The organism is Nitrospirillum goiasense (assembly GCF_034427435.1).
GTDB lineage: Bacteria > Pseudomonadota > Alphaproteobacteria > Azospirillales > Azospirillaceae > Nitrospirillum.
The window spans coordinates 2,262,690-2,276,642 of the sequence record NZ_JAXQNP010000002.1; the positions used below are offsets into that span (position 1 = coordinate 2,262,690).

Genomic DNA, 13,953 nt, shown 5'->3' on the forward strand with positions numbered 1-13,953 from the left:
AAGGCCGTGATGCTTCGGTCCCTGAAAATCGCCCACAAGCTGGGCTTGGCGGTTCTGCTCTTCCTCATTCCGGTGGGTTACCTGTTGTACGCGCTGATCGCGCAACAGCAGATCGCCATCGACTTCGCCCAGAAGGAATTGGCCGGCACCGCTTACCTGCGCGGCCTGCAGACCATCCAAGCCCGGCTGGCCGCCGCGGAGACGGGTGGCGCCGCGCCGGACGCGGCGGCAACCGCAACGGCTGTGCGCCAGCTTCAGGCGGACTGGGGACAGGAGATGGAGACGGCCGACAAGGTGAACGACCTGCTGGCCGCCCTGGGCAAGAAGGATGGGGCCGGCAGCCCCGCCACCCGCACGGCGCTGCGGGCGCTGATCGCCCAGATCGGCGACAAGTCCAACCTGATCCTGGATCCGGACCTGGACAGTTTCTACGTCATGGACATCGTGCTGGTGAAACTGCCCGACCTGCAGGACCAGACTACGGGCCTGCGCGCCGTGACGCGTCAGGCCGGTGACAACAAGGTCGACCTGTTCGTCGCCCTGGGCGGGGTGAAGTCCCTGCTGACCGGCCTCGATTCCTCCGCCACCTCGGCCTATGGCGGCAACGCCGACGGCAGCGTCAAGAAAGCGCTGACGGCCCCGGTATCCGCCACGCAGAAGGCCGCCGCCGTGGTGACGGCGGGGGCGGAGAAAGGGGCGGTCACCGATGCCGACACGATGGCGGCGCTGAAGGCCCAGGACGCCTTGTACTCGGCCGCCTCAACCGACCTGGAGCGCCTGCTGAAGGCCCGTATCGGGGGGTTCAAGGCCACGCAGCTCCGGGTGCTGCTGATCTCGCTGGCACTGTTCGCGGCGGGCGGCGCCGGCGTCTACCTGGTGGTGCGCCGCTTCGTCATCACCCCGCTCAGCGACCTGACCGGCGCCATGTCGGGTCTGGCCGAGGGCCGCCTGGACACCGCCATCGACCATGCCGACAGCGGGGACGAGGTCGGGGCCATGGCGCGCGCCCTGGTCGTCTTCAAGGAGAACGCCCTGCGCAATCGCGAGTTGGAGGCGGCCCAGGCCCAGGAACAGGAAAAGCGGCTGCGCCGCCAGCAGGCGCTGGAAACCCTGACCCGGGACTTCCAGGCCGCCATCAGCGCCGAGCTGCGCGGCATGGCCGCCGCCGCGACGGAGCTGGAGGCCACCGCCGGTTCGCTGGCCACCCAGGCGGACAACACCGCCGGCCGCACCCAGGTCGCCGACGACAGCGCCGCCCGCGCCACCGACAACACCGAAACGGTGGCGGCGGCGACGGAGCAACTGGCCGCCAGCAGCAACGAGATCGGCGCCCAGGCGGAGCAGACCGCCGTCACCACCAAGACGGCGGTGCAGGAGGCGGAGCACGCGCGCAGCGTGGTGGGTGAACTGGCGACGGTGGCGGACAGCGTGAACGAGGTGGTGCGCTTCATCCAGGCCATCGCGGCGCAGACCAACCTGCTGGCCTTGAACGCCACCATCGAAGCGGCCCGCGCCGGCGAGGCCGGCAAGGGTTTCGCCGTGGTGGCGACCGAGGTCAAGAGCCTGGCCAACCAGACGGCGCAGGCGACGGATGACATCGAGGCCCGCGTCGGCGGCGTGAAGGCGGCGGCCGAGAACGCCATTGGCATCATCAACCGCATCGCCACCACCATCGCCGTCGTCGACGGCAACACCGGCGCCATCGCCGCCGCCGTCAGCCAGCAGAGCGCCGCCACCGCCGAGATCAGCCGCAACGTGACGGAGGCTGCCAGCCGTACCCGCGAGGTGACCCAGTCCCTGTCGCTGGTGCGGGACAGCGCGGAGTTCACCAAGGACGCGTCCGGCCAATTGCTGGGGGCGGCCAACGAACTGTCGCGGCAGTCGGAACAGTTGCGCATGGATGTGGAACACTTCCTGGCGGCCATGCAATCGGCCGAGGACCGGCGCCAGTTCGAACGGTATGACCTGGACCGTCCCGCCCATGCCGGCGGGCCGGGCATCCTGCCCACCGGGGCCGCCACGCACCGGCTGGTCAATATCGGACGCGGCGGCTGCGCCCTTCAGGGTCCGGCGGTCGGCGGCCCGGGCCGTGAGATCGAGGTGCTGGTGGACGGCAGCCGCTTCCGTGGCCGGGTCACCAGCCAGGAAGGCGACACCACCCGCATCCAGTTCCGCATGAGCGACGAGGTCGCCCAGGCGGTGGACACGCTGCTGGCACGGTGCGGGGCGGTGGCGGCCTGATGAGGCCGCCCCTCCCCCTTTCGCCGGCCCAAACCCGCAATAAATCCGGGAAATACCTTTAAGCATAGATTTGCCGTGGGCGGCGGCGGTGATAACGATTCCTTCAGGCCGACGATGCAAGCTGGACGCCGGAGAATCGTGAGGTCGGGATGTTTTTGCGGAATTCGCCGTCATTGCCCAGCGGTGTCGGCGTCCACCCCGTCGTCCCGCCTCGACGGCAGACGGTCATCGCGTCATGGGCGGGCCAGCCCATGCGGCTGACCATCCTTGTCCCCGTGCTGCTCATGGCGCTCAGCGTGGTCGGGGGCTTCGCCGCCAACCGGCTCATGACCACCCATAACCAGACCTTGGCGATCAACAGCCTGACCGCGCGCGCCGGCGAAATGGCCGAGGACCTGCGCCAGCAGGTCATGCTGTACCAATATGGCCTGCGCGGCGCCCGCGGCGCCGCCGTCGTGGCCGGTGGACCGGAGAAATTGACCCTCGCCCAGTTCCGCAGCTACGCGGCGACGCGGTCCCTGGCGACGGAGTTCCGCGGCGCCATGGGCTTCGGCATCATCCGCCGGGTGCCGGTGGCGGAGGAAAGCGTCTTCATCGCGCAACAGCACGGTGACGGCCGCCCCGATTTCCATATCCGCGAGCTACGCCCCCACGATGCGGAGCATGCGGTCATCCAGTTCATCGAGCCCGAAGCGGCGAACGTCACCGCCGTGGGCCTGGACATCGCGTCCGAACCCGCCCGCCATGCCGCGGCCATCGCGGCGATGCGGTCGGGGGAACCCCGGCTGACCGCCCCGATTTCCCTGGTGCAGGCGCCGGGCGACGCGGGCGGCTTCCTGCTGCTGTTGCCCATCTACCGGCAGGGCGCCGACCTGGGCGACGCCGAGGCGCGCCAGGCCGCGACAGTGGGCTGGTCCTACACGCCCTTCCTCATCAGTCGAATGATCGCCGGGTCGGAACTCATGCGCGCCGATGTCGGGTTCAGCGTGAGCGACATCACCGACGACGCGCACATGGCCCCCTTCTACCAGACCCCCGCCTTGCCCGAGGGCGTGGTCGACGCCCTGATCCATGAGGAAACGCTGACCATCTTCGGCCGGGAATGGCTGATCCGTTTCCAGGCGACACCAATGCTGTTGCGAGCCCTGAACCTGACACCGCCCCTGCTGGCGGCGGCTCAGGTCACGACGGGCGGCATCCTGCTGGCCCTACTGCTGCATTTCTACCTGGTCAACCTGACGCGGCGGCACGCCGCCGCCCGGGAAGCCGCCCGCCAGACCGAACTGCTGGAGCGGGAGGTCGGCGTGCGCACGGCGGAACTGGCCCAGCGCGAGGAACGCTTCAAGACGCTGACGGAACTCTCGACCGACTGGTATTGGGAAACCGACCGGGACGGCCGGTTCACCGCCATGTCGCAGGGCGTTTCGCGCATCGGCCAGGACCATCGCGGCCTGATCGGCAAAACCCGCCGGGACCTGTCCTCCGACCCACGGCTGGAGCAGTATGAGGACTGCGTGCGGCGGGGCGTGCCCTTTCGCGACCTGGCCTATGACCTGGTGGGCGAGGACGGGGCCCTGCGCCACATCGTGATAAGCGGCACCCCCATCCTGGACGCGGCCGGCGCCTGCGTCGGGTATCGCGGGTCGGGCCGGGACGTGACGGAGCAGCTGCGCGCGGAGGAGGCCCTGCGCGCCAGCCAGCGCTTCATCCGCGCCATCGCGGACAACATCCCCGGCATGGTGGGCTATTGGGACAGGGATCTGCGCTGCCGCTTCGCCAATGATCGCTATCGCAAATGGCTGGGCAAGACGTCTGAGGAGATCCTGGGCCAAAGCGCCATGGCCCTGCTGGACGCCGACCTTTTCGCCGCCAACAAGCCCTATATGGACGGGGCGCTGCGGGGCGAAACCCAACGGTTCGAGCGAACGCTGACGCGGCGTGACGGCCGTCCCACCGATAGCTGGATCCACTACATGCCCGATGTGGATCACGAGGGCGCGGTCCAAGGATTCTATGTCCTGGTAACCGATGTCACCCCGCTGAAACGGGCCGAGCGGGAATTGCGCGCGACATCCTCGCGGCTGGCGCTGGCGACCAAGGCCAGCGGCATCGCCATCTGGGAATATGACGTCGCCAGCGGCCAGATGGACTGGGACGAGCAGATGTTCAGGCTCTACGGCAAACCGTCCGCCGAGGGCCACGCCCCCACCATCTGGCGCGAGCAATGCCATCCGGACGACGTCGCCCGGGTGGAGACGGAGTTCCGGCGCGTCGCCAAGGGGGACGCCGACCTGGACATCGAATTCCGCATCCGCCGGCCCGATGGCGGCCTGCGCCATGTCAAGGGCGCGTCGATCACCGAACGGGACAGCGAGGGCCGGCCGGTGCGCATCATCGGCGTCAACTGGGATATCACCGAGGTGCGGGACCGCGAGGCGGCATTGGTCGCGGCGCAAATAGCGGCGGAAGCGGCGAGCCGGGCCAAGACGGACTTCCTGGCCAACATGAGCCACGAGATCCGCACGCCCATGAACGCCATCCTGGGGCTGACCCACCTTCTGGGTGATTTGGACCTGGGGCCCCAGCAACAGGACTTCGTCACCAAGATCGCCGCCGCCGGGCACAGCCTGCTGGACCTCATCAACGACATCCTGGACTTCTCCAAGGTGGAGGCCGGCCGCCTTGACCTTGAGTACGCGGAGCTCCGGCTGCCGGATTTGGTGGATGGGCTGCTGTCGCTGGTGTCGGTCAGCGCGGATGAGCGCAAGCTCGCCCTGTCGGCCAAGATCGCGCCGGGCGTGCCGACGGCGGTGGTGGGTGATCGCCTGCGGCTGCAACAGGTGGCGCTGAACCTTTTGGGCAACGCCATCAAGTTCACCCATGTGGGCGACGTGGCGATGACCATCGACCTCGTCAGCCGGCCCGCCCCCGACCAGGCCGTCCTGCGCTTCGCCGTCGCCGACACGGGCATCGGCATTCCCCGCGAGGTCATCCCCACCCTGTTCAGCGCCTTCACCCAGGCGGACACCTCGACCACCCGCCGCTATGGCGGCAGCGGCCTGGGCCTGGCCATCTGCAAGCGGCTGGTGGACCTGATGGGGGGTGAGATCGGCGTGGACAGCCAGCCCGGCGCGGGCAGCACCTTCTGGTTCACGGTGCCGGTGCGGGTGGCGGAACAGGCCGCGGCCCCATTGCCGGCGCCCCCAGCGGCGGAGGCCGGCAAGCGCCAACGGCCCAAGCGCCTGGACGGCGTGCGCCTGCTGATGGTGGAGGACAACGCCATCAACCAGGACGTCGGCCGCCTGTTGCTGCAGTCGGAAGGGGCGACCATCACCATCGCCGGCGATGGCCAGCAGGCGGTGGACCGGCTGCGTGCCGCGCCCGGAGCCTTCGACCTGGTGCTGATGGACATGCAGATGCCGGTGATGGACGGCTATGAGGCCACCCGCCTGATACGGGGGGAACTGGGACTGGCAAGCCTGCCCATCATCGCCCTGACCGCCGGGGTGCTGGATGCGGAACGTGCCCGCGCGTACGAGGCCGGCATCAACGACTTCCTGACCAAGCCCTTCGATTTGGAGGGCATGGTCGCGACCCTCCGCCGCCACCTGTCGAATGCCCCCGGCACGGTCGACGAGATCGCCGGCCGCCTGCGCGCGTTGGTGCCGGATATCGACCAGCGCCTGGCCCTGCTGGGTCTGGCCGACGACTGGGATCTTTACATCACGCTGCTGCGTCGCCTGATCGGCCAATTTGGGGAAACGGTGTCGGCGATCTTCGAGGCGGTGAACCAGCAGGATTGGCAAGCGGCGTCCGACCATCTCCTCGCCCTGAACGCGGCGGCGGAACAGGTGGCCGCGCCCCCGGTGGCGGTGGCCGCAGCGGCGGCGGAAACGGCGCTGCGGCGCCAGGACGAAGCCGCGTGCCGGTCCGCCCTGGGCACCCTGACGGGGGCGCTGGCCGCCCTGGCGGCGGCCGTGCGCTGAGAGGCCCGCCCGCCTCAGACCTGTTGGATGGCCGACAGGAGCCAGCGGCCGCCATCCGCCCGCACAAAGGTCCACAGCTCCTGAACCTCTTCGGGACGCTGGTCATCGCCCGCCACCACACGGCCGGTGGTCTCATCCACCGTCCAGTCCCGGGCGCGCCAGCGCAGCAGGGCGGTGCAGTAGGTACGGCCCTCCTCATGCCAGCTTTCCACCACGTCGCCCTTCACCAGATGCACGTCGGCCACCAGGTTGCGCACGCCGCGGCTTTGGTTCTCGGTCATCTCCTCGCCGTAATAGGACAACATTTCCGGCGTCAGGTGGCGGCGCAGGGCCGTCAGATCGCCCTTGCTCCAGCTGTCCATGATGCCGGTCAGGATCTGTTCGAACGCCGACAGGTCCTGCCCCTGCATCTGCACGCCGATGGCGGGCACGGGCGGCGGGGGCGGTACGGAGGCGCCCCCCTGGTTGTAGCCACCACCGAAGGGCGTCGCCTGGTAGGGCGCATCCTGCGGCGGGAACATCTCATAGCTCATGCCCGAGGCAGACGCCGGTCGCGGGCCGCTGATGGCCATGCGGATCAGGCGATAGATCAGGTAGGCGATGCCCGCCATGATCAGCAGCCGCAGGAGGCCGCCCAGCGCGCCGCCCGAGCCACTGCCGAAATCACCGCCGGCCCCATAGCCGTGGTGGCCGAACAGCGAGTTGTACAGGCTGGCGCCCAGGAAGCCCCCCATCATGCCCGACAGGAAGGGATGCCGCTGGGTGAAGCTGGGCTGGGCGAATCCGGGCTGGCCAAACGGCTGCTGGAAGCCCGGGCGCGGCTGATACGCCGGTGCTGCCGGCGCCGCGGGGGCGGCCGGCGGCGGGGTGATGCTGCGCTGGATGGGCTGGCCCGTCACCGATGGGTTGGCGGGCGTGGTGTAGGTCCGGCTGCCCCGGCTGCCGGAACTGGAACTGCGGCCCGGGCGGGCATCGGCGGCCAAGGGCGCCAAGGCCAGGGACACCGCCAGAACCGCGGCGACCGCACGCGAACCAAACCGACCGAACATTTTCTCTCCCCCTAAATCATGGGGCTGGCTTTCAGCCCCACCCTAATGTGGGCCCCACTTGCAAAATTGCCAGGGCCAGTCACCGCCCCGCGCAGCGGACCGCTTTTCGGGCCCGCGACGGACGCGACCTTTGCCCGCAAGCCCCGCTCGTGTCTAGACTGCACCCAAGCCCAGCTTGGCACTGCGGGGACGTGCGGCACGCCGGGTATCATGGAGCAGCGCATTGGTGCGCTGCTCGCCAGCGACGAACAAAACGAAACCAGGGGTAAATGGGGGTTCCGACATATGCCCACACCGAAGTGGAAGCTGGCGGCCTTGCTGACCGGCACCGCCTTGATCTTGCTCACCACCCACATGGCCATCACCAGCACGCCGGCCAACGCCGGCGACAAGCCGGCGGCCGATCAGCCCAAGGGCGACCAGGCCAAGGGCGATGACAAGACCAGTGGCGATAAGGACTGGACGCCCAAGCATTTCACCATCGACCGCAGCGGCACCTTCAACGGCAAGCGCGTGGACTATCAGGTGCTGGCTGGCGAAACCCATCTGGTGAACGACAAGGAGGAGGACGCGGCCACCGTCTTCTCCACCGCCTATGTGAAAAAGGGGGTTAAGGACGCGACGCAACGCCCCGTCATCTTCCTGTTCAACGGCGGCCCGGGTTCCGCCAGCCTGTGGCTGCACATGGGCGCCTGGGGACCGAAGCGCGTGGACGTGCCCAGCGACGCGACCAACGCCGGCAGCCCGCCCTACCCCCTGAAGGACAACCCGCAAAGCCTGCTGGACGTGGCCGACCTGGTGTTCATCGACCCCGTGGGCACCGGCTACAGCCGCATCCTGCCCAAGGGGGATGAAAAGGACTATTACGGCGTGAAGCAGGACGCCCATTCCATCGCGCAGTTCATGCGCCGCTGGCTGACGGACCACAAGCGCTGGAACTCCCCCGTCTTCATCGGCGGCGAGAGCTATGGCGGCATGCGCATCGGCGCCCTGTTGCCCGAATTGCTGGAGAATGGCGCACCCGTGGGCCTGAACGGCCTGATCGTCGTGTCGGGCGCTGTCGACTATGGCGCGTTCGAGTTCAACCGCGGCAACGACGTGCCCTACCCCGCCTTCCTGCCGACCTACGCCGCCGTCGCCTGGTACCACAAGAAGATCGCCGACACCTCCATGGGGTTCGACGCCTTCATGAACCAGGTGCGCAAGTTCGCGGTGGAGGAATATCCGGTGGCCCTGCTGAAGGGCAACCGCATGAGCCCGGCCGAGCGCAAGGGCGTGATCGATAAGCTGTCGCGCTACACCGGCCTGTCGCCCGCCTATCTCGACCGCACCAACCTGCGCGTCCGCGACGTGCGCTTCGCCAAGGAGCTGTTGCGCGATCAGGGCAAGGTCGTCGGCATCTATGACGGCCGCTACACCGGCCAGGAATACGACTCCGCCGGCGACACGGTGGACAGCGACCCCTCGGGCTACGGCGTCGGCGCCGCCTTCGCCACCACGCTGCAAAGCTATCTGTTGAGCGACCTCAACATCAAGATGGACCGGGAGTACCGGACCAGCGGCGACGTGGGCAAGAACTGGGATTGGAAGACCTGGGGCGATGAAGGCGGCGGCTACGCCAACGTGGCCCCCTGGTACGGCGACGCCATGCGCCAGAACCCTAAGCTGAAGGTGTTCATGGCCGGCGGCTGGTACGACATCTGCGTGCCCTTCTTCTCCAACGAGAACGCCATGAACGCCAACGGCGTGCCCACCGACCGGGTGACCTTCAGCTATTACGAGGCGGGGCACATGATGTACCTGAACCGCGCCGCCCTCGATAAGCTGACCGACGACGTCCGCCACTTCGTCAAGGCGGCGGCGCCAGGGGCGAGCGAGTAAGTTCAGCAGCCGGCGGGTGGCGATTCCATCATTCCGCGGTCGGAATGGGGGATGCTTCCCGCCGGTGCCACCACCCTCCGCCCAACGCGACGTAGAGAACCGCCGTGTCGGAGAACCGGGACGCCATCGCGCTCAGGCGGGCGATGGTGGCGCTTTGATATTGCTCCTCGGCGTTGAGGAGGTCCGCGTAGCGGATCTTGCCGTACTGGTACTGGACTTCCGATATTTCCAGGCTCTGGCGCGCCCGCTCCTCCTGGCGGGTGGTGATCGACAGGGTCTGGGCATCGGCGTCGATGGCCGCCAGAACGTCACAGACATTTTGCAGGGCGCTGAGAACGGTCTGCCGATAGGTTGCCGCCGCCGCGTCATAGGCCGCCCTGCTGGCGTCCTCGCGCGCCGCCAGGGCGCCGCCATCGAAAAGGGTCTGGGTGACGCTGGCCCCCAAGCCGATGAGGCCGCTGGAAAACAGGGTCGGGAGCGCACCCGAATTCGTCGACAGCGCCGCCGTCAGGCCGACGTCCGGAATCCGGGCGGCAACGGCCACGCCAATCGCCGCCGACGCCTGGTGCAACGCCGCTTCCGCTTGGCGGATATCGGGCCTCCGCTCCGTGAGCTTGGCCGGTACGCTGGATGGCAGGTCCGTCGGCAGCATCAGGCCGGAAAGCGTGAGGCCGCCGCCGGCGAAGGTGGCGGGATCATCCCCCAGATAGACCGCCAGCAAATGGCGTATCTGCGTCCGCTGGGTCCGGAGCGTCGTCAGCGCGGACTCCGTGCCCAACAGCACGCTTTCCTGCGTCAGCACGTTGGCCGGCGATTCCGCGCCGCTCTGCTCCCGTATGCGGATGATCTCCAGTTGCTTGGCCTGGCGCGACCGTATTTCCTCCTCCGCCGACAGTTCGGCCGAGAGCAGCGCCTCCTGCAACGCCGTGGTGATGACGTTGGACGTGAGGGCCAGGTAGCTGCTTTCGACGGAGAAGCGCTGCAGATCCAGCGCCGCCTGCTGCATCTCGATCATCCTGCGGACGCCGCCGAAGACGTCCACGGTATAGGACGCCCCGACAGACGCGCCGTACTGCGACGCCGTCGACGCATATTTTCCCGTCGTCCTGCTCTCGTTGGCCGAAACGGTGGCCGTGGCGATCGGCAGCAGGCCCGCCCGGGCGGCCGCGAGGTTGGCACTGGCCGAGCGCAGCGTCGCCTGGGCCGCCTCCAGCGTCGGACTTCCCGCGATGGCGTGGGCGATCAGGGCATCCAGCTTCCGGTCATGGTACAGCGTCCACCAGTCGCCCTGGATATCGTCGCTGACGCCGAAGCCCTGGGCGGCGCCGGCGGGTCCCTGGGACGCGACAGTGCGGTCGGGATGCGGCGCTGGCGCATAGCCGTCGGACGGGGGCTTCACGAAATCAGGCCCCACGACACACCCCGCCAAAGTGGCGGCAAGTGCCAGGGGGAACAGCCTGAACGGTTTCAGGACATCGGCCATCAGTTTTTCCCCAGGGCGTCAACGGGATTGAGCCGGGCGGCGTTGCGCGCCGGGACAAATCCGAAAATGAGGCCGATGCTTGTGGAACTGGCGAAGGCGATCAGGATCGTCACCGGCGAGATCACCATGGCCGTGGACGGGGCGGCCTTCCCCAGCACCTGGCCGATGCCCACCGCGCTCAGGACACCCAGCACACCGCCGATCAGGCATACGAACACCGCCTCCAGCAGAAACTGGCTCAGGATATCGCTTTGCCGGGCGCCGACGGCCAGGCGCACCCCGATTTCCTGCGTGCGCTCCGTCACCGATACCAGGGTGATGTTCATGACGCCGATGCCACCGACGATCAGGGAGATGACCGCGATCATCGACGTCAGCAGGGTCATGGTGTTGTTGGCGCCCTCGATCGACTTGCGGATCAGGTCGACATTGTAGGTGTGGAAATCCTTCCTTCCGTGCAGCAACGTCAGGAGCTTGGTCACGGCCTGCTCGACAACCTCGGTCGAGTAGGCGGCCTTGGGCCGAACCGTGATGCCATCCAGCCGGGCCGAGCCCGTTAGCCGGCCGGAAACGGCCGTATAGGGCGCCCAGATATTCAGATCGCCCCGCTGGATGGCACCCAGATTATCCTCATCGGCGACGCCGATGATCCGGCATGGCACCGTGCCCACCAGGATGACCTGGCCGAGGGGGTCCGTCCCGGACCCGAAGAACTGGTCGCGCACCTTGGAGTCGATGATGACGATGGGCGCGAGCTGGGAAACCGCATCATCGTCAAAAACCGCCCCGGAGGACAGCCGGACCCCATGGACCCGGAAATACTGGCTTCCCACGCCGCTGATGATGGCGTTCGCGGCGAGGTTGCCAAAGCGCAGCGTGACCTTGCCCGTGACCATGGGGGTGACGCTGTCGATATAATCGTGGCGGCCCAGCGCGGCGACATCCTTCGCCGTCAAGGTGGTGACGGCGCCGGCGCGCATACTCCCCCAGCCGACCCCCGCATAGATATCGAGGGTGTTCGTTCCCAGGGTGCTGATGTTGGCGATGACCCGCAGGCGGGCGCCTTCACCCAGCGCCGCCACGGTCACCACGGCCGCGGTGCCGATGATGATGCCCAGCATGGTCAGAAGTGTGCGCAGGCGGTGGGCGTTCAAGGACGCCAGCGCCATTCGGGCCGCTTCCAGATGGCGCCACAGGCCCATCCAGCCGGATGACCGGGCGTGGGACGCGGCTCGCCGTCCCTCACCCTGTGTCACCCGCCGGCCGGAATCCGCGATGATGGCGCCGTCCCGGATCTCGATGATCCTCTCCGCATGCTGCGCCACCGTCATGTCGTGCGTGACGATGATGACCGTGTGCCCCTTCGCATGCAGTTCCTTCAGCGCCAGCAACACCTGCTCGCCGGTATTCTGATCCAGCGCCCCGGTGGGTTCGTCGGCCAGAATGACGGGCCCGCCGTTCATCAGCGCCCGCGCGATGCTGACCCGCTGCTGCTGACCGCCGGAGAGTTGGTTGGGCTTGTGGTCGGCCCTGTCCTTGAGCCCGAACTGTCCCAACAGCATTTCCGCCCGGCGCAGCCGGTCACGGCGCGGCAGGCCGTCATAGATCGCCGGCATGGAAACGTTATCGGCCGCCGTCAAGCTGGACAGCAGGTTGTAATGCTGGAACACGAAGCCAACCCGCTCCCGGCGCAGCCGCGCCAGATCATCGGACGACAGCATGCCCGTTTCCTGCCCCGCCACCCTATAGCTGCCGGACGTGGGGCGATCGAGGCAGCCCAGGATATTGAGCAGCGTGGATTTCCCCGAGCCGGAGGCGCCGACGATGGCGACCATCTCACCCGCTTCTATGGTCAGGGACACGTCCCGCAAGGCGGCGATGGTATTCGGCCCGGAGATGTACTCCCTGGTCACGCGCGTCAGTTCGAGCCGCGTGTCGTTCATCGCCGCCCCCTATCGCCGTGTGGGCTTCTGGGGCCCGTCACCCGGCGTCATCTCACCGACGATCACCTTTTCACCGGCCTCGAGCCCGCTCAGGATTTCCGCCTGCTCGTTATTGTCGATGCCGACGCGCACCGTCCGGGTGGAGACGCCCTCCGCGCCGAGGACCCGCACGGTTCGGTCGCCGCCAGCGGTGCCCGGCCCCAGCGCGGCCGATGGAACGACCAGGGCGTTCTCCGCCTTGGCCAGCACGATGAAGACCTCAGCCGTCATGTTGGGCCGCAACTGCCCATCCGGATTTTCGACGTCGAAGCGGCCGTTGTAGTAGACCGGGTTGGCCGTGGCGGCCGTACCGCCGCTGCCGCGGCTGCTGGAACTGGTGTCCATGGAGGACGCAATATCCTCCGGCGCCGGATCTATGAAGCGCAGGGTCGAGTAATAGCGGTGCTCATTGGAGGCCAGGATTTTGAAATACAGATCCTGGCCCGGCTTCACCTTCACGATATCCGCTTCGGAGATTTTGGCCTTGACCGTCATTGTCTTCAGGTCAGCCAGCAGGATGATGGTGGGCGCGGTCTGGTTCGCGTTCACGGTCTGGCCTTGCTCCGTCACCACGGAAACGACCGTGCCGTCGATGGGGGCGGAGATCTTGGTGTAGCGCAGATTGACGTTGGCCAGGTCGACGGCGATTTTGGCTTGGGAGATCTGGGCGTTGAGCGCGGCGACATCGGCGCGGGCATTGTCGTACGCCGCCCGCGCCGTCTCGTAATCCAGCCTTGAATTCGCGTTCCTGGCCGCCATGGCGGCCTCACGTTCGAAGTTCAGCTTGGCCTGTTCCAGGGTCGCCTGCCGCCCGCCGAGTTCGGCCTGAACATTTTCCAGCGCCGCTTCGGCGGCCTTCAGGGCGTTCACCTGCGGCGCGGAATCGATTTCGGCGATCAACTGTCCCTGAGTCACCTGCTGGCCAAGCGTGACGTTAAGCAGCTTCACCTGGCCGGAAACCTGGGCGCCGACGCTCACCAGCTTTTTGGGAAAGAGGACGCCGCTGGCAAGCACCGTCTGCTCGACGGCGCCGCGCTTGACCGGCACCGTGACATATTGCGGTGCGGCGTGCGACGGCCACACCACAAACTTTATCAGGACGCCGGCCACCACCACGCCCGCGATGATGCCGATATAGGTCAGTTTTTTCACGTTAAGATACGCCCATCATGCCCAGGGTCCGGTGCGCGCACGAGCCGACGCCCCGCCAGCCTCGCCCTCGACCGCATCCAGACAGGTGATTCCACCGCATTGCAAAACGCCCCCTGCGTTTTATCAGCGAAGATTCCACATTATCGCTTTGCGCAACATGTGACGCATTGATCTATTCA

Annotated in this window: 7 protein-coding genes; 3 read left to right on the top strand and 4 right to left on the bottom strand. The window is 67.6% G+C overall.

Annotation, left to right across the window (positions count from 1 at the left end; genetic code table 11):
• Window positions 1–9: 9 nt before the first annotated feature.
• Complete coding sequence (locus ULB03_RS12985; protein ID WP_322483509.1) at window positions 10–2,241, top strand: methyl-accepting chemotaxis protein; 2,232 nt, start codon at window positions 10–12, stop codon at window positions 2,239–2,241.
• A gap of 251 nt (window positions 2,242–2,492) precedes the next feature.
• A complete protein-coding gene (locus ULB03_RS12990; RefSeq protein WP_322483510.1) occupies window positions 2,493–6,227 on the top strand; it encodes a CHASE domain-containing protein in 3,735 nt (1,244 codons plus the stop codon).
• Between the two features lie 14 nt (window positions 6,228–6,241).
• Here ULB03_RS12990 and ULB03_RS12995 read toward each other — a convergent pair whose 3' ends face one another.
• Window positions 6,242–7,276, bottom strand: a complete 1,035-nt coding sequence (locus ULB03_RS12995) for a Tim44 domain-containing protein (protein WP_322483511.1) — start codon at window positions 7,274–7,276, stop codon at window positions 6,242–6,244.
• A gap of 285 nt (window positions 7,277–7,561) precedes the next feature.
• Here ULB03_RS12995 and ULB03_RS13000 point away from each other — a divergent pair, with 285 nt between their 5' ends.
• Complete coding sequence (locus ULB03_RS13000; protein ID WP_322483512.1) at window positions 7,562–9,157, top strand: S10 family peptidase; 1,596 nt, start codon at window positions 7,562–7,564, stop codon at window positions 9,155–9,157.
• A gap of 28 nt (window positions 9,158–9,185) precedes the next feature.
• Here ULB03_RS13000 and ULB03_RS13005 read toward each other — a convergent pair whose 3' ends face one another.
• The 3 genes from ULB03_RS13005 to ULB03_RS13015 are packed head-to-tail and all read right to left on the bottom strand — an operon-like array spanning window position 9,186 to window position 13,774.
• On the bottom strand, window positions 9,186–10,640 hold the full coding sequence (locus ULB03_RS13005) for an efflux transporter outer membrane subunit (protein WP_322483513.1): 1,455 nt from the start codon (window positions 10,638–10,640) through the stop codon (window positions 9,186–9,188).
• Window positions 10,640–12,583, bottom strand: a complete 1,944-nt coding sequence (locus tag ULB03_RS13010; RefSeq protein ID WP_322483514.1) for a MacB family efflux pump subunit — start codon at window positions 12,581–12,583, stop codon at window positions 10,640–10,642. Before ULB03_RS13010 ends, ULB03_RS13005 begins: the two co-directional genes overlap by 1 nt.
• A 9-nt stretch (window positions 12,584–12,592) precedes the next feature.
• Window positions 12,593–13,774 carry an efflux RND transporter periplasmic adaptor subunit gene (locus ULB03_RS13015; protein WP_322483515.1) on the bottom strand — a complete coding sequence of 394 codons (1,182 nt, stop codon included), beginning with the start codon at window positions 13,772–13,774 and terminating at the stop codon, window positions 12,593–12,595.
• Window positions 13,775–13,953 lie beyond the last annotated feature (179 nt).

Bases quoted from the DNA above. Each gene is read 5' to 3' on its own strand.
- ULB03_RS12990 (WP_322483510.1), top strand. From the start codon at position 2,493: ATGCGGCTGACCATCCTTGTCCCCGTGCTGCTCATGGCGCTCAGCGTG.
- ULB03_RS13000 (WP_322483512.1), top strand. From the start codon at position 7,562: ATGCCCACACCGAAGTGGAAGCTGGCGGCCTTGCTGACCGGCACCGCC.
- ULB03_RS13010 (WP_322483514.1), bottom strand. From the start codon at position 12,583: ATGAACGACACGCGGCTCGAACTGACGCGCGTGACCAGGGAGTACATC.
- ULB03_RS13005 (WP_322483513.1), bottom strand. From the start codon at position 10,640: ATGGCCGATGTCCTGAAACCGTTCAGGCTGTTCCCCCTGGCACTTGCC.
- ULB03_RS12995 (WP_322483511.1), bottom strand. From the start codon at position 7,276: ATGTTCGGTCGGTTTGGTTCGCGTGCGGTCGCCGCGGTTCTGGCGGTG.
- ULB03_RS12985 (WP_322483509.1), top strand. From the start codon at position 10: ATGCTTCGGTCCCTGAAAATCGCCCACAAGCTGGGCTTGGCGGTTCTG.